This is a genomic window from Peribacillus glennii, from assembly GCF_003429105.1.
GTDB classification, from domain to species: domain Bacteria; phylum Bacillota; class Bacilli; order Bacillales; family DSM-1321; genus Peribacillus; species Peribacillus glennii.
The window spans coordinates 1-14,948 of record NZ_QVTD01000011.1 but is presented as its reverse complement, the minus strand read 5'-3'; the positions used below and the strand labels follow the sequence as shown (position 1 = coordinate 14,948).

The 14,948-nt window shown below is 43.0% G+C and carries 15 protein-coding genes and 11 tRNA genes; 4 read left to right on the top strand and 22 right to left on the bottom strand.

Going from position 1 to position 14,948, the window contains the following annotated elements:
• Positions 1 to 3 precede the first annotated feature (3 nt).
• Entirely contained in the window at positions 4 to 183 is a 180-nt protein-coding gene (locus tag D0466_RS15445; RefSeq protein WP_117323446.1) for a hypothetical protein, read from the bottom strand.
• 122 nt (positions 184 to 305) lie between these two features.
• Here D0466_RS15445 and D0466_RS15440 point away from each other — a divergent pair, with 122 nt between their 5' ends.
• The gene (locus tag D0466_RS15440; RefSeq protein ID WP_142919937.1) at positions 306 to 518 is read left to right on the top strand and encodes a heavy-metal-associated domain-containing protein; all 213 of its coding nucleotides are present in this window, start codon (positions 306 to 308) and stop codon (positions 516 to 518) included.
• Between the two features lie 242 nt (positions 519 to 760).
• Here D0466_RS15440 and D0466_RS15435 read toward each other — a convergent pair whose 3' ends face one another.
• From D0466_RS15435 to queG, 7 genes are all read right to left on the bottom strand, one after another.
• Positions 761 to 1,579: an alpha/beta fold hydrolase gene (locus D0466_RS15435; RefSeq protein WP_117323444.1), complete on the bottom strand. Its 819-nt coding sequence runs from the start codon at positions 1,577 to 1,579 to the stop codon at positions 761 to 763.
• Positions 1,580 to 1,711: 132 nt separating this feature from the next.
• Positions 1,712 to 1,870: a hypothetical protein gene (locus D0466_RS22265; protein WP_158555916.1), complete on the bottom strand. Its 159-nt coding sequence runs from the start codon at positions 1,868 to 1,870 to the stop codon at positions 1,712 to 1,714.
• Between the two features lie 191 nt (positions 1,871 to 2,061).
• Positions 2,062 to 3,960, bottom strand: coding sequence for a PrkA family serine protein kinase (locus tag D0466_RS15430; protein WP_117323443.1), 1,899 nt, complete (start codon positions 3,958 to 3,960; stop codon positions 2,062 to 2,064).
• 450 nt (positions 3,961 to 4,410) lie between these two features.
• Positions 4,411 to 5,160, bottom strand: a complete 750-nt coding sequence (nfsA, locus tag D0466_RS15425; RefSeq protein WP_117323442.1) for an oxygen-insensitive NADPH nitroreductase — start codon at positions 5,158 to 5,160, stop codon at positions 4,411 to 4,413.
• Positions 5,161 to 5,283: 123 nt separating this feature from the next.
• Positions 5,284 to 5,772 (bottom strand): tRNA (uridine(34)/cytosine(34)/5-carboxymethylaminomethyluridine(34)-2'-O)-methyltransferase TrmL, encoded by a 489-nt coding sequence (trmL, locus tag D0466_RS15420; RefSeq protein WP_117323441.1) that lies wholly within the window; start codon positions 5,770 to 5,772, stop codon positions 5,284 to 5,286.
• Between the two features lie 162 nt (positions 5,773 to 5,934).
• A complete protein-coding gene (locus tag D0466_RS15415; RefSeq protein WP_117323440.1) occupies positions 5,935 to 6,807 on the bottom strand; it encodes an amidase domain-containing protein in 873 nt (290 codons plus the stop codon).
• 259 nt (positions 6,808 to 7,066) lie between these two features.
• Complete coding sequence (queG, locus tag D0466_RS15410; protein ID WP_117323439.1) at positions 7,067 to 8,206, bottom strand: tRNA epoxyqueuosine(34) reductase QueG; 1,140 nt, start codon at positions 8,204 to 8,206, stop codon at positions 7,067 to 7,069.
• A 109-nt stretch (positions 8,207 to 8,315) separates the two neighbouring features.
• Between queG and D0466_RS15405 the strand changes: the two genes are divergently transcribed.
• On the top strand, positions 8,316 to 8,990 hold the full coding sequence (locus tag D0466_RS15405) for a B3/B4 domain-containing protein (RefSeq protein ID WP_407675640.1): 675 nt from the start codon (positions 8,316 to 8,318) through the stop codon (positions 8,988 to 8,990).
• A 27-nt stretch (positions 8,991 to 9,017) separates the two neighbouring features.
• On the opposite strand, the gene D0466_RS15400 is transcribed toward D0466_RS15405, so the two are convergent.
• Complete coding sequence (locus tag D0466_RS15400; RefSeq protein ID WP_117323437.1) at positions 9,018 to 10,769, bottom strand: ABC transporter ATP-binding protein; 1,752 nt, start codon at positions 10,767 to 10,769, stop codon at positions 9,018 to 9,020.
• A gap of 214 nt (positions 10,770 to 10,983) precedes the next feature.
• A tRNA-Gly gene (locus tag D0466_RS15395) sits at positions 10,984 to 11,057 on the bottom strand.
• A 283-nt stretch (positions 11,058 to 11,340) separates the two neighbouring features.
• Between D0466_RS15395 and D0466_RS15390 the strand changes: the two genes are divergently transcribed.
• A complete protein-coding gene (locus D0466_RS15390; RefSeq protein ID WP_117323436.1) occupies positions 11,341 to 12,162 on the top strand; it encodes a methyl-accepting chemotaxis protein in 822 nt (273 codons plus the stop codon).
• 169 nt (positions 12,163 to 12,331) lie between these two features.
• The gene (locus D0466_RS15385; RefSeq protein WP_117323435.1) at positions 12,332 to 12,589 is read left to right on the top strand and encodes a hypothetical protein; all 258 of its coding nucleotides are present in this window, start codon (positions 12,332 to 12,334) and stop codon (positions 12,587 to 12,589) included.
• A gap of 266 nt (positions 12,590 to 12,855) precedes the next feature.
• Here D0466_RS15385 and D0466_RS15380 read toward each other — a convergent pair whose 3' ends face one another.
• From D0466_RS15380 to D0466_RS15325, 12 genes are all read right to left on the bottom strand, one after another.
• On the bottom strand, positions 12,856 to 13,203 hold the full coding sequence (locus D0466_RS15380; RefSeq protein ID WP_117323434.1) for a hypothetical protein: 348 nt from the start codon (positions 13,201 to 13,203) through the stop codon (positions 12,856 to 12,858).
• Between the two features lie 38 nt (positions 13,204 to 13,241).
• Positions 13,242 to 13,598: a hypothetical protein gene (locus D0466_RS15375; RefSeq protein ID WP_117323433.1), complete on the bottom strand. Its 357-nt coding sequence runs from the start codon at positions 13,596 to 13,598 to the stop codon at positions 13,242 to 13,244.
• 421 nt (positions 13,599 to 14,019) lie between these two features.
• Positions 14,020 to 14,101 (bottom strand) — tRNA-Leu (locus tag D0466_RS15370).
• 8 nt (positions 14,102 to 14,109) lie between these two features.
• A tRNA-Cys gene (locus D0466_RS15365) sits at positions 14,110 to 14,184 on the bottom strand.
• Positions 14,185 to 14,191: 7 nt separating this feature from the next.
• Positions 14,192 to 14,266 (bottom strand) — tRNA-Gly (locus D0466_RS15360).
• A gap of 5 nt (positions 14,267 to 14,271) precedes the next feature.
• Positions 14,272 to 14,346 (bottom strand) — tRNA-Gln (locus D0466_RS15355).
• 25 nt (positions 14,347 to 14,371) lie between these two features.
• Positions 14,372 to 14,447: transfer RNA gene (locus D0466_RS15350), tRNA-His, on the bottom strand.
• A 17-nt stretch (positions 14,448 to 14,464) separates the two neighbouring features.
• Positions 14,465 to 14,538, bottom strand: a tRNA-Trp gene (locus D0466_RS15345).
• Between the two features lie 11 nt (positions 14,539 to 14,549).
• Positions 14,550 to 14,634: transfer RNA gene (locus tag D0466_RS15340), tRNA-Tyr, on the bottom strand.
• A 20-nt stretch (positions 14,635 to 14,654) separates the two neighbouring features.
• Positions 14,655 to 14,730: transfer RNA gene (locus tag D0466_RS15335), tRNA-Thr, on the bottom strand.
• An 11-nt stretch (positions 14,731 to 14,741) separates the two neighbouring features.
• Positions 14,742 to 14,817 (bottom strand) — tRNA-Phe (locus D0466_RS15330).
• 8 nt (positions 14,818 to 14,825) lie between these two features.
• Positions 14,826 to 14,901, bottom strand: a tRNA-Asp gene (locus tag D0466_RS15325).
• Between the last annotated feature and the right edge of the window lie 47 nt (positions 14,902 to 14,948).

Sequence of the window (14,948 nt, the reverse complement as noted above, 5' to 3'; positions counted from 1 at the left end):
TATCTATTCCGGCTTAACTTCCACTTCTTCATGCTGTACAGTACCGGGACGTTTATTCCATTCTTTCAGCTCTTCGTTTGTTCTTAAATTCTCCATTTGATTGCCGAGGTCTTTCATTTCTTTTAAATCTTTTGCCATCGAACTGTTTTCAGGCACATATTCCTTTTTCAGTCCTTTGTCCATATTAATCACCTCTGAATGCTTTTACCCGTTGTTGGTCCACGGTAAACTAACGCAGGCTGTGTCATATCTTCTGCTCAACAGGGTATAGATAAAGTAGACAGTAATTGGTGGAAAGGAGACTGATGATGGAAAACGCTACAATTTTTGTGAAAGAGGCTACTTCCGGCAGTGACATTCAAAATGTGGAATCGCTTTTGCTTCAAAGTGATGGAATTATAAGGGCTATGTTCGATACAAATGACGGTGAAATAAAAGTCGAGTTCGAAAACGAAAAAATTTCCCTCCAGCAAATCATAGTGAAACTTGAAGAACATGGATTGGACGTGACTATTTAGGTTACAGGAAAACCCCATTTCTTCGACAGGGACGTACGTTCAATCCTATCCAGGAATGGGGATATCCTCTTCATGTTTTTATTCACTGAATACGCAAACAGCTGGGAGCCGGAATGATTGCCCTTGCGATATCCCTTACTTTGAGCTTTACAAAGAATTTCTATCTAATCCTTATCTTAACTTAAAGCATCCAAGCCATCTTCGACTATTTCATCCAGATTGTTGTGCTTTGTGATTAATTGTTATATTTTTTTAAAGTGTTCCTCAACAAGTTGGCATACCGCATCCGCTGCTTCAATATGGATGAAGTGTCCCGCTCCGGGGATCAAATGGAAAGTTGCCTGTGGAAAATCTTCCTTCTTCATTCTGATTCCAAACTCCTGGGGGATATATGGGTCATCCTCTCCCCAAACAATTGTAACCGGGCCAGAAATCTCACGGAGCTTTGGCTTGTAAGGGATTACCTTTTCCATATCCCCGGAACGATACAGGTCAAGAATTACGTTTTTCCTTTCTGGATACGCCACTACCTTAAAGAAATCAGCTAATACATCCTCTGAAATGCCTGGAATCTGCTTATTCATGGCTGCCTGCCAAAACTCCCAATCGGACATGCCTTGAATAATCTGTTCACCCACTCCAGTTGTTCTCCACTGTTGAGCGAGGGTATGCCAGGTATAATCCGGAGAAAAAATTGTATCCGTAATAAAAAGGCTTCTCACCTTGTCCGCGTTTTGGCAAGCCCACATGAGTCCAATACCGCCTCCCCAATCATGCACAAAGAGATGGACATTTCTCAGATTTAATTCCCCGAGGAACTGTGAAACAAATGCGACATAGGCTTCCCACGTCGAGGGGCCATCAAAAGGGTCGCTTTCTCCAAAACCCGGAAGATCAGGAGCAATGGCCCGGTAACCGGACTTCTCGACCGCAGGGATAATATCTTTCCACAGGAGTGATGATTCTGGATTCCCATGAACCATCAAGACAGCCGGCCAACCTGCCTCCCCTTCATCGAGATAGGAAACTTGTTTCCCGTCGATAAATAACTGTTTTTTCATACTTAACACTTCCTTTTTTGAAAGTTAAGAATATTATAAATTATTTTAGCGAGATATCACTAGAGTAATAGCACTAATATATAGGTGAAAATTTTCTAAAAGCGCAAAGAAACCCTGCCATACGGCAGGGTTTCAACTTGGATCCACCTCATCAAGAGACAATCTGGTTACATGCGTATATTCGCCTTTTTCAATCTCTCCTGGCGTTGCACTTTTGTTTATCTCATCATCATAATGAAAACCTGGGGCAACTATCCGTTCTGTTTCCCGGTTGGGATTATTCCTTTTCAACAGACACCATCTCCTTTATCCTTACCTTTCCCGCAAGGTAGAGAAGTATTCAACCAGGCTGACGCCTTATTGATAGCGCTTCACATTCATCTTATTACCCACCTCCTGGTTGATTCAAAAATTCTAAATTTTTTTCATAACAGTACAGGTAAAAAAAGAAACCTGCCAAATTCGGCAGGCCATTTTAATTGCTATCTGTTCAATAAACTGCCAACATACCTTAACAATTCATTTGCAGAGGTGGAATTATATCCATGCTCTTCAATAAGCCTTGCGACTACTTCATTCACTTTCTTCAGTTGGTTTTCATCCGGGGTCTTTGTGGATGTGGTAATTTTTACTACATCCTTCAAATCAGCAAACAATTTCTTTTGGATCGCTTCACGCAAGCGGTCATGGGAATTGTAGTCGAACCGTTTCCCTTTGCGTGCATATGCAGATATACGGATCAGGATTTCTTCTCGGAATGCTTTTTTCGCGTTTTCAGAAATGCCGATCTGCTCCTCAATGGAACGCATCAGCTTTTCATCTGGAGAAATTTCTTCCCCGGTAAGCGGGTCGCGCAGCTTTGATTTGTTGCAGTAAGCTTCTACATTATCCAGATAATTATCCATAAGCGTCTTGGCTGATTCTTCATAGGAATACACAAAGGCCTTTTGCACTTCATTTTTCGCAATCGCATCGTATTCCTTCCGTGCGAGCGAGATAAAATTCAGGTATCGCTCCCTGAGCTCATTCGTGATGGAAGGATGCTGGTCCAAGCCTTCCTTTAATGAGCGGAGTACATCAAGGGCATTAATGGACGGATTGTCTTCTTTGCGGATGATGGTCGATGATATGCGGTTAATCACATAGCGCGGATCAATACCGCTCATCCCTTCATCCGGGTGTTCTTTCTTAAGCTCGGTAATATCTGCTGAATTATAACCCTCCACATTTTCGCCATCATACAGCCTCAACTTCTTCACGAGGTCGATGTCACCTTTCTTGGGATCCTTCAACCTCGTAAGGATGGTAAACATCGCGGCTACTTTAAGGGTATGAGGGGCGATATGGACATCCGACACATCGCTCTCACGGATCATTTTCTCATAAATTTTTTCTTCTTGACTCACCTTCAGGTTATATGGGATCGGCATTACGATAATCCTTGAATGGAGTGCTTCATTTTTCTTATTGGCAATGAATGACTTATATTCGGTTTCATTCGTGTGTGCGACAATCAACTCATCAGCACTAATCAACGCGAACCGCCCTGCCTTAAAGTTTCCTTCCTGTGTGAGGGAAAGCAAGTGCCATAAGAATTTCTCGTCACATTTCAGCATTTCCTGGAATTCCATCATGCCCCGGTTTGCCTTGTTTAGCTCGCCATCAAACCGATAGGCGCGCGGATCGGATTCCGAACCATATTGGGCAATCGTCGAAAAGTCAATACTTCCTGTCAAATCTGCGATATCCTGTGATTTCGGGTCAGAAGGACTGAACGTTCCAATTCCGACACGCTTATCCTCCGAAAGGAAGATTCTTTCGACTATCACGTCTTCTATTCGGCCCCCGTAATCCTTTTCCAGCCGCATGACATTCAGCGGGGATAAATTTCCTTCAATCCGAATGCCATATTCCTCATGAAAATCCTCACGCAAATGCTGCGGGATAAGGTGCAGCGGGTCTTCATGCATTGGGCAGCCTTTGATAGCATATATCGCCCCCTGGTTTCGCAGGGAATATGCTTCAAGCCCCCGCTTTAACATCGCCACAAGTGTCGATTTCCCTCCTGAAACAGGGCCCATCAAAAGCAAAATTCTTTTTCTTACATCAAGCCGTTTGGCAGCCGGATGAAAATATTCCTCCACCAGCCTCTCAAGCGACTCCTCAAGGCCGAAGAGCTGGCCACTGAAGAAATTGTATTTACGGGTTCCATTGACTTCTTCTATACCGGCATCTCTGATCATGTTATAAACTCGTGAATGAGCAGACTGAGCAACCCTTGGCTGTTCTCTTACAATCTCCAAATATTCCGCGAAGGTGCCTTCCCATTTCAGCTTCTGTTCATCTTCTCTGTACTTTTCAATCTTCTTTAAAATATCCATTAAGGAACCTCCCCTTGTTACTTTCAGAGATGATACTCTACTCTATGCCCGGTTTTAGCCAAACATGTATAAGGATGCGAAAAGAGGGAAACCTTGCTGGTCAAAATGGCTCAAAACAGCGAGTCCGTCGGTTTTTTAATATTGAAAAATTTGTGAATAAACTGTGATCAACAAAAAAGTATAACCGTTTTCATTCACACCCATATAAAAATGGGGTATAATATTCCCATACTTATTCTCGTGGCATTAAACGAAGAACACCGCCTGCAAACCGCGGATTCGTTAAGCAAGCGACGCACTATATTATGCAAAAAAGGGGGCTACATAGTGGGGACAATATTAATCATTGCTGTTTCTGTTGCATTTTTAGCTGCCATTTTCACTGGTGGTTACAATGATAAACCCGGTGTAAAATAAAGCCTACCTAAAAAGCTGCCATTTGGCAGCTTTTTATCTTTTATTCAGACCCTGTTTCTCCACAAACTCCTTCATATACATCCGGCTTTTCTTCTCCAGCATTGAAGCGATTTGACCTGTCCATGTGTCAGCCCGTTTTCCGCCGGTTCTTTCCAAATAGTAACGGGAAACAATGTCATTATATTCTCTTAATTCAGCGATAAAGGTATCTTTTTCCTGCTGGTAGCCGTTTATATGGTACACATTTGTAAGCGGAAGCCTAGGTTTCTTATCCGTAATTTTCTCCGGGTAACCCACTGTCAATCCAAAAAGCGGAACCACCCTTGTTGGAATTTGTAAAATCTCCGATACCGCCGGAAGATCATTCCGAATCCCGCCGATATAACAAATTCCAAGCCCCATCGATTCTGCTGCCAGTGAGGCATTTTGCGCAGCCAGCGCTGCATCAATGCAGGCGACCATGAATTTTTCCGTACTCTCAAGCGGCTCTCCGAGATCTTTATTTTCCATTTCTGCAATTACGTCATGCCTGTGTAAGTCCGCGCAAAACACAAATAAGTGCCCATTCTTTTCAACATATTCCTGCGAGCCCGCAACCTGGGCGAGTGCAGCTTTCTTCTTCCGGTCTGTAACACCAATAATGGTGTATGCCTGAATAAAACTTGAAGAAGACGCCGCTTGGGCGGATTCAATTATCGTATGTATCTGATCTTCCGTCAACGGCTTGTCCTCAAAAGATCGAATAGAGCGATGGTTTAATATTCGTTCTATTACTTCATTCATAATTCTTCACCCCAATATGTATTTCCAAAGATAGTTTACCGATAAAACAAAGTAAGGCTGGGAGGAGAGTGACAGAAAAACCTTTACACTCTATCACGTCCCTATGCCTTTTGGAGATTTGGCCTAAAGTTTGCCTTCAATATCAAGACTGCGGTAATCTTGCTGCCGCAATGCTTCATAAACAAGGATGGCTGCGGTGTTGGACAGGTTAAGCGAACGTACCTTATCCGTCATTGGAATCCGCAGGCAGCGATCCATTTGTTCACGGATCAATTCTTTCGGCAGCCCGGTTGTCTCCCGGCCGAACACAAAGTAATATTCCTTTTCTTTGTTGCTGTAATCAAAAGTCGTATGCGGCTTTTTCCCGAATTTAGAGAGATAAAAGAATTCTCCGCCTTTATTTTTTTCAAAGAATTCTTCCAATGAGTCATAATAATTGATCTTTACATGCTCCCAGTAATCCAGTCCGGCCCGTTTCAGCATTTTATCGTCCGTCGAAAAGCCAAGCGGACGAATCAAGTGCAGCGCTGTATCCGTCGCTGCACATGTACGTGCAATGTTTCCTGTGTTGGAAGGGATCTGAGGCTGATATAATACTACATGTATGGCCACTATTGTCACCTCTAATATATACTCTACCGGATATTATATCACTATTTGCTTTTTCACATAAAAAATAGATTTTCCTATCTGATTGCGATATTTTGTCATTTATTTCCCCGATTAAGGATATTACTTGGTGATTCCCTTTTTTATCCTTCCTTGCCACGAGGCTCATTTCTCGTCAAGGATAATGAAATATTTATATTTGATGTTTGGAGTATAGGCAGTTGAATCTTCGTATGCCCAATATCGGCGTCGGCTGTTCGTGGTATGGGCATTAACGAGCGGCATGCCATTCCTATCCTTTGCTGTAACGATCGTGTTATGGTCATACCTCCCATTCCCCTCGAAATCATAACAAATGATATCACCGAGCTGTAACTCCTTTGGAGAAGGAACCTGTTTGGTACGGATGCCTTTGCCGTTTGCCAGCAGCAACATCAAGGAATGGGCAACCGTCCAGGAATAGCTCCAGTTGTTCCCCCTCATCCACCAACCCCTTGATTTGTTGGGGCTCCCCCACATCGGTATGCCTCCGGCGTTCAAGCATTGCGAAATAAAATTTGTGCAATCATCCGTGAATTTCTTATAAACAGGATTAAACTCATTCCACCATCTTTCAGCATATTGCACGGCCTTCATGCGGTTATACGAATAAGACAGCCTTTCATCAAACCCGTCCCGCTCGATTCCCAACACGATATCGGGTATTTCCGCTTTTTGCTCTTTCTCTTGATCTTCAACCAATTCCCCGGCAACAAACCTTGCTGTTCGATACTCGGTCCCTTCTTCATCAATAAAGAAATCATCTTGTTTAATAAAAAAACGGAAATGCACCATATAATCAACCAAAGTTTCATGATACCCTCTGCTCTCGGAAATAATGTTTCCGGAAGCCCTCACCTGGACAATTTCTGCGCCCCGTTTCATTAATGATTCCAGTTTCCGTTCCAACTTTTCTTCTTTATGCCCGCTTCGATTTTTTTGATTGCAAACAAACTGATTTACCCGTTCCTGTAATAATGCCTCCAGCTGTTGTCTCAAGGTCAGCCCTCCCATTTATGTCTATGTTTTTATATCTATGAAAGACTGGCCTGTATTAGTAGAAGACTAACTCCGTGTTTAAAAAACAGAATTATCCCGCCGGTTGGTGGAAAGAGCAATCAATTTTATCCTTTAGAAATCTTGCATGCATCACAGGAAAATCCACCATTATATATACGCAGATTGAGCCATCAACTGCTGCCTACATAAAAGCTGGATGTTACACCAAAACGAAAAAACCCGGCAAATGCCGGGTAATCTACTGGGGAGTTTCAAGTAATTGTATCCCCTTTTTTATTTCATTCAATACTTCAACATCTGTTTCCCGGTCAAGCGCATGCTGTAATTCAGGTTCAGCATCCGCCCCGCCAATTTTGCCAATCGCCCAGGCAGCCGTCCCTCTGATGACAGGCCTCGAATCTTCTTTCAAGACTTTGATGAGCTCAGGCAGTGCCGTCTCATCTTTATAATGGGCCAGGGCGATAATCGCATTCCGCTGGATCGGCTTCTTCCCTCTCCATGAACCGGAAACATGGCCGAACTTTTCTTTGAAATCGCGATTGCTGATTGAAAGCAAAGGCTTTAATAAAGGCTTGGCAATCTCAGGATCAGGCTCTGTTTCAGGATGCACATGGAAATCCTTTCCTTTATTCTCGGGGCACACTGTTTGGCAAGTATCACAGCCATAAAGCCTGTTCCCGAGCTTCTTGCGGAATTCATCCGGTAAAAATCCTTTCGTCTGCGTCAGGAACGCGATACAGCGCTTGGCATTCAATTGTCCTCCTGCCACAAGCGCCCCCGTCGGACAAACATCGATACATTTATTGCAATCGCCGCAACGGTCTTCCATCGGCTTATCCGGTTCCAAAGGGAGGCTGGTTATCATCTCCCCTAAATAGACGTAAGAGCCGAATTCCGGTGTAATGATCGAGCAATTTTTGCCGCTCCAGCCAATTCCGGCCCGCTCGGCAACTGCCCGGTCCACAAGTTCTCCCGTATCAACCATTGATTTGGTTATTGCGGCAGGAACTCTCCCTTTGATAAACTCTTCCAACCGCTTCAATTTGTCCCGAAGGATCACATGATAATCCGTTCCCCATGATGCACGGGCAAATATTCCCCGCCGCTCCCCCTTTTTGCTTTGTGGGGCATCTTTCATTTTGGAAGGATATGCGATTGCAATTGAAATGATAGAACGCGGCTCCGGAAAAATCAATTCAGGATGTACCCGTTTATTTATATCAGGCTCTTCAAAGCCGGATTGATAACCTGACTCCGCTTGGCGGATCAGCCTGTTTTTCATTTCCCTAAACGTATCGGCAGTTGTAAAACCGATTTTATCAATGCCAATTTCCTGGCTATATAGAATGATTTCTTCTTTCAGTTTTCGATAATCCATTCAAGATGCCTCCTTTCCTCTTTAAAATGAAAGAAGATTCGCTTATAGTTGAATAAAACCACTGTTACCTATGATAAACGATTTCCGGCATTTTTTGGAGGTGAAACGATTGGAAACTTATATTGATGATGCTTTGGAACGCAAAGTGCCTGGCTTTAAGGCGGGAATCATTACATACCATAATATAAAAGTGGGAGATTCCCCGCAAATGGTGAAAGGAAGATTGCAGCTATTCCAGGAGTCGATCTTTTTTGACCTGCAGGAAAAAGAACTAGCCGAATTTAAAGGGATTAAAGAATGGCGCCAGGTTTTCAAATCGGCGGGAACCGACCCTTCGCGGTACCGCCCGTCTGCTGAAGCCCTTTATCGCCGCATCAAAAAACAGAACTATTTGCCCTCTGTCAATTCGGCCATCGATTTGAACAATTTCTTTTCCCTGCAATATGAAGTGCCGATTGGCATCTACAACAGTGATCATATCAGTGGGGATGTAAAGATCAAAATCGGGGAAGCGGGGGAAGAATATACCGGCATCAATAGCAGGATCAATTCAATGCAAAATATGATTGTCTCTACAGACGATGCAGGTCCTTTTGGAAGCCCATTTGTCGATTCAGAACGGACAATGGTTACCGAACACACCAACAATGCCTTGCAAATCATTTATTTGCGGCCTTCTATAACAAAGGAAGATGGATATAAATTGACAAAGTCACTAATGGACATGTTCCTGCAAATTCATGGCGGTGAAGCTGCTTGCCGGGTAATTTCGAATAAGGACTGAAAAATGCAGCCGGAAAGGCTGCATTTTTCAGCGTGTGGAGACGCCGTTTATTTTTAACTGCTGTTTCGCAAGTTTTTGGTAAAGCTCATGGCGCTCCAGAAGTTCGGAGTGAGTACCTTTTCCCGTAACTCTTCCATCTTCAAGCACAAGCAATTCGTCAGCTTCTAAAACTGTGGAAAGGCGGTGGGCTATGATTAGCGTCGTCCGCCCTTTCATCATATTTTTTACGGCATGTTGTACCAACAGTTCTGATTCGCTGTCCAGATTGGACGTTGCTTCATCGAGAAGAAGGATTTTAGGATTCCTCAGGATGGCCCTGGCAATCGCAATCCGCTGCCGCTGTCCTCCCGATAGCTTAACTCCCCGCTCTCCAACCTGTGTTGCATATTTGTCTTCAAGCGCAAGAATAAAATCATGGGCATTCGCCATTTTAGCTGCAGCGTGTACCTCCTCTTCAGAAACCTTGCGCTGCAACCCATAACATATATTTTCTTTGATCGTCCCTGTCATCACCGGGCTGTCTTGTGAGACATAGCCGATATGTGACCTCCAAAGCGACAGATCCAATTCCCCAATAGGGATTCCACCAATGTTTATGGATCCCTTATCAGGTTTATAAAACCGCTCTATCATGGAAAATACCGTTGTTTTTCCGCTGCCGCTAGGACCGACCAGTGCAACCGTTTTATTGGAGGGGACGGTAAAGCTGACTCGGTCCAGAATAAGTTTCGATTCATTGTAAGAAAACGACACATCTCGGAAAGACAAATCCCCATTCATCAAAGTATCCTGTTTTCCTTCATATTTTTCCATCGGAAGCGTAATCAGTCCCTGAATCCTGTCTGTCGCACCCATCGCTTTCTGGAATGCCGTAAAGAAAGAAGCAAGCTGGCTGAAAGGGACAACTATCTGGAACATATAGATGATGATCGCCACAAGAGTCCCGGCCGTCAATTGCCCTGAAGCGACCCGCACACCGCCATAACCAATCAAAATGACCAGGACCACCATCAGGATTGTTGTCATGAAGGGGGAAATTACCGCCTGTATCTTGGCTTCCTTTAAGCCGTAAAGGAATAATTGCTGGACGCCATAAAATCCTTTCTTTCTTTCTGCATCCTCCCCATTATAGGATTTTACAAGCCGGATCTCACTCAGCACCCTTCCAAGATTCCCGCTGAATTCCGCCATTTCATCCTGAGTTTTTCTGGAAACCTTGTACATTTTCCTCCCAAGCGGCAATATTATGAGGACAGAAACCGGGACGACTCCCAGCATAATTGCTGTCATTTTCCAATCCAATATAACAAGGATGATGACCGAGCCGATGATGGATATTACTCCTGAAATAAACGTAACCAGGTGATTTGTAATGACCGTTTTAATCGTATTCGTATCCTGCGTAATCCTGCTTAGTGTTTCTCCGGATTGATTCGCATCAAAAAATGAAATCGGCAATTGAAGGATATGGTTCCATAGCTTTCGGCGAATGCCTGCGACCACTTTTTCACCGATATACGTCAACAAGTAAAAAGAAAATCCCCCTGCCACTGTTTGTGCGATAAACACCATAACAAGCAGCGCGACGATACTTGTTTGCACTCCCCCACCTGCCATCAAATCAACAAGCCTCTTTGTTAAGAGCGGAACCACTAGGCTCGACGCCGTTTCAATGAGGCTTAAAATCAATACTGACGTGATGATTAAGATTGGAGGTTTTTCAGCAGTTATCAATTGCAAAAAAGGTTTCCATTCAAATTTTTCCCTCGTTTGTTCCATAGCTGTACATACAACCTCCTATAATAAAAGTGAAAAACAGGAGAAGACATAAGGACGTGGCGCATTTAGTCTGTGTTATTCTTTATGCAGATTAGGAAACATTTTCTTATCTGCAAACACAAAAAGCATACCATAAGTTGGTATGCCCTAAAAAATTAAAAAACGCAATACCTCGTTCTCTATGTAACGAAACACTGCGTTGTGATCATATGTATGGAGCGGGTGATGAGAATCGAACTCACGACATCAGCTTGGAAGGCTGAGGTTTTACCATTAAACTACACCCGCGTAGGATTATGTCTTATTCTGTCGAATTATGTTCCCTATCAATAAAATCTATTATAAACCCTCCTTTTGATATAATCAAGCCTATTTATTAAAAAAACCTTAACAAATTTTCAAAGCGTTAACATGGCACATTCGTTTCCGATATACCAACTAAATAGTTATCTTGGTGTTTCCATAGAAAATGGAAAATGAATAGGCTCTATATTTACTGTCTTAAATATTCCGGTAAATTAGACGATAATTAATCTAGTAGCCTTATAAAGAAATGGGGAGTTGTACTTCGATGATCAACAAAATTGAATCATTAGAGAGCATTGTTGCTATGGTTCCAATCCTAAAAGCTGCGGTACCTGCTGACCTCTCGATCGCCATTTGCGATTTAGACCGCTTTATTGCCTATTACCCGGGAGAAACGATTAATTTAAATATTAAGATAGGCCAAGCCTTAAATAAGGAAGAACCCCTCTCTCTCGCTCTACGCCAAAACAAGTCCTTAAAGTCAGAAGTACCGGCAGATTTTTATGGTTTTGAGTTCACCGGAACTGCAACCCCGCTGAGTGACAAAAGCGGTAAAGTCATTGGCGGAATTGCCATTCAATTGCGCAGGCAAAGTGAATTAAGGGCCATTGCCGACCAGATATCCGTTTCCTTATCACAAGCAACCGAGCGCATCAATTCAGTTGCGGATGGTTCCAGTACACTGGCAGATTCTTCGAAAAAACTTTTGTCCAGGTCCCTTCAAGCCGAAGAACATGTGAAGAACACTGATGAAGTGGTATCCATGATAAAAAGAGTGGCAGACCAGACGAATTTATTAGGGCTGAATGCAGCCATAGAGGCAGCCCGGGCCGGGGAAAAAGGAAAAGGCTTTGAAGTGGTCGCCAATGAAATTCGCAAGTTTTCCAAAGAGACGGTCTCATCTACCCAAACAATACGTGACACCTTGGCCCAAATCCAGGAAGCGACAAAACAAATCGCCGCTGCAATTGGCCAAATCGCTGCGATTGGCGAGGAACAAGCAGCATCCATACAAGAAACTTCGGCCTTTATCCAGGATATTCAAGACATGTCGAACAAGCTTAACCAATATGCGAAGAATTTGTAGAAGATAAACTTAAACATCTTAAATACATAAACATGATTAACCAGTTCCGTTAATTCCCTGCATTCAACGAAGAGTGTGGGGATATTTTTACCCCTCCATCCTTCTTAACAAGCATAGATCATCCCTTTATGCAGTAGAATGAAACAAAATCAAAAAAGGGGCTGGTATTGTGAGTAATGGAAAATTACCGCACGAACGTTACCTGGAGCTATTACGGCAACTCGATGAATTAACCGATGAGTTATATGATGAAATATCCAAGCGTGAATTCAAATTTCTCGTATCCAGAGAAGTCGAGAAAGAACTGTCCGCTCTGACTGAAGCATACGGCGAGGAATTTGTTACGCTAATGGTTAATGATTTTATCTCGATTGGTTTGCGTGAATTTAGAAATGGGGATAAATATAACTTTCAAGAGGGAACCTGACTGTATGAGCGGGAGCGTTTTTCCCGCTTTATAAAAAAGAGAATGGTAACTGTACCATTTTATTAATTCAATGCTATTGATACCAAAAAAGTCTCACAGCGTATATTGATGATGGTTCACCTACAACGAAACAACAACGCCGAAATCATCCTTATCCAGATGCAACAGCAAGTGCCAGGCTCATATTCTGGACAAAAATCTCGAAGATGTACTTTCACTCTCTTCTCGAACATCTATCAAATGATTTAGGGAGTATAAAGTTATGTCTATGACATTTCACTGGCTACTAAACCATACTGTTTAGTGTTATCCAACTGTCTGACAAACGTTAGTAAGCTACTGACCATAGTATCTGTCTCAAATGATTGTTCACCATAGAGATCAATAATTACATTGGTCAATTCATTTGGATAAAGAATTGCTGTCCATGAACCCCAATCTGTTTGTCTCCCTGTTATTTCCTTTTTATCAATCTTATCAACTAGCTTTGGGAAAATATTATGTGGGTTTGGAAAATAGCCACTTATTCTTTTCGGTATATTTCCGGACCAGCTCCCGGTTTCATAATCAAAGTCCGGATCACTTAAGTCTCCAATAAACACTTCTATATCCATCTCTTATCCTCCTATTTAACTTGGAATCACATTATTGCTCATTTTCTCACGTTAACCTTTTTAAGCAGTTCTTTAAGTGTTGAATATCTTAATCCATACAATTCTTTTATAGCTAGTCCAAGAGCAAGCCAAAGAATTGTTCCGTCTGAATTTCTTTCCATTGGTCCAACTGTGGATTCGAATAAAGAAAATAACTCAGCAGCTATCCCTTGGCGATACCAGTAATTGTAATTCTGCTGCACAAGCAATAGATTCACAAAATCTTGAAACATTTTCTCGTTCAGTAGTTGTTTTGTTTCCGGTTTCAAATAGTCATTTATCCCATAGACACAATCAAAAATAGCTGTCATGGTCGTTTCATTTAAATAAATTAGCCCTTTATCGTTGATTATCAATGGAACGTCACCTTCATTGTATATTAATATTTAGATTCCACTTAATATTAAATGTCAATTCTATCTTTAATGGAAATAAGAACTGCTTTCTATCGATTACGTTTATGTAGATATAAAGCATTGAATTAACTCATAAACTAAACAATAACGCCGGAGTCTCGGATCATCGAATAGTAGTCATGGCCTCGTTTCTAAATGGATTAGACAGGAAGCTCATTGATGGCTGGTTATAATGTCGGTAATAATAATTTCTATAGCTGATAAGCGCAATTTTTGGATTGGGTTGTTAACCTGTACTTTTCTTACTAATAAAGCGCCGATCCTACCGTGCCATTGGCTTTTTAGATTGGCCAAAAAATGCAAAAAAGCCAGCGCTCTGATTGTACAAAGCACTGGCTCTCTTGTTTTTCGACCTATTTGATACCGGTGGTCGGGGTCGAACCGACACTCCGTGAGGAACACGATTTTGAGTCGTGCGCGTCTGCCAATTCCGCCACACCGGCATGTTTCTTGGAGGCGGCAACCGGATTCGAACCGGTGGATAAAGGTTTTGCAGACCTTGGCCTTACCACTTGGCTATGCCGCCATATATTTGGAGCGGAAGACGGGATTCGAACCCGCGACCCCAACCTTGGCAAGGTTGTATTCTACCACTGAACTACTTCCGCATAAATGGCTGGGCTAGCTGGATTCGAACCAACGCATGACGGAGTCAAAGTCCGTTGCCTTACCGCTTGGCTATAGCCCATCAAAATGTAATTGTAAAAAAAGAATGGGGCGACTGATGGGAATCGAACCCACGAATGTCGGAACCACAATCCGATGCGTTAACCACTTCGCCACAATCGCCAGGATAGAAACTTAATTGGCAGGGGCAGTAGGAATCGAACCCACACTGGAGGTTTTGGAGACCTCAGTTCTACCTTTAAACTATGCCCCTAGAATGATAAATGGTGGAGGGGGACGGATTCGAACCGCCGAACCCGGAGGGAGCGGATTTACAGTCCGCCGCGTTTAGCCACTTCGCTACCCCTCCACATATAAATAGATCGAGAATGGTGCCGGCAAGAGGACTTGAACCCCCAACCTACTGATTACAAGTCAGTTGCTCTACCAATTGAGCTACACCGGCATTACTTTAAATGGTGGCTCAGGACGGAATCGAACCGCCGACACAAGGATTTTCAGTCCTTTGCTCTACCAACTGAGCTACTGAGCCTAAATAAATGGCGGTCCCGACGGGAATCGAACCCGCGATCTCCTGCGTGACAGGCAGGCATGTTAACCGCTACACCACGGGACCATGATTGCGGGGACAGGATTTGAACCTGCGACCTTCGGGTTATGAGC

Coding starts and splice junctions, on each gene's coding strand:
- D0466_RS15390 (WP_117323436.1), top strand. CDS start 11,341: ATGATCAACAAAATTGAATCATTAGAGAGCATTGTTGCTATGGTTCCA.
- D0466_RS15430 (WP_117323443.1), bottom strand. CDS start 3,960: ATGGATATTTTAAAGAAGATTGAAAAGTACAGAGAAGATGAACAGAAG.
- D0466_RS15435 (WP_117323444.1), bottom strand. CDS start 1,579: ATGAAAAAACAGTTATTTATCGACGGGAAACAAGTTTCCTATCTCGAT.
- D0466_RS15440 (WP_142919937.1), top strand. CDS start 306: ATGATGGAAAACGCTACAATTTTTGTGAAAGAGGCTACTTCCGGCAGT.
- D0466_RS15445 (WP_117323446.1), bottom strand. CDS start 183: ATGGACAAAGGACTGAAAAAGGAATATGTGCCTGAAAACAGTTCGATG.
- D0466_RS15380 (WP_117323434.1), bottom strand. CDS start 13,203: ATGGATATAGAAGTGTTTATTGGAGACTTAAGTGATCCGGACTTTGAT.
- nfsA (WP_117323442.1), bottom strand. CDS start 5,160: ATGAATGAAGTAATAGAACGAATATTAAACCATCGCTCTATTCGATCT.
- queG (WP_117323439.1), bottom strand. CDS start 8,206: ATGGATTATCGAAAACTGAAAGAAGAAATCATTCTATATAGCCAGGAA.
- D0466_RS15400 (WP_117323437.1), bottom strand. CDS start 10,769: ATGGAACAAACGAGGGAAAAATTTGAATGGAAACCTTTTTTGCAATTG.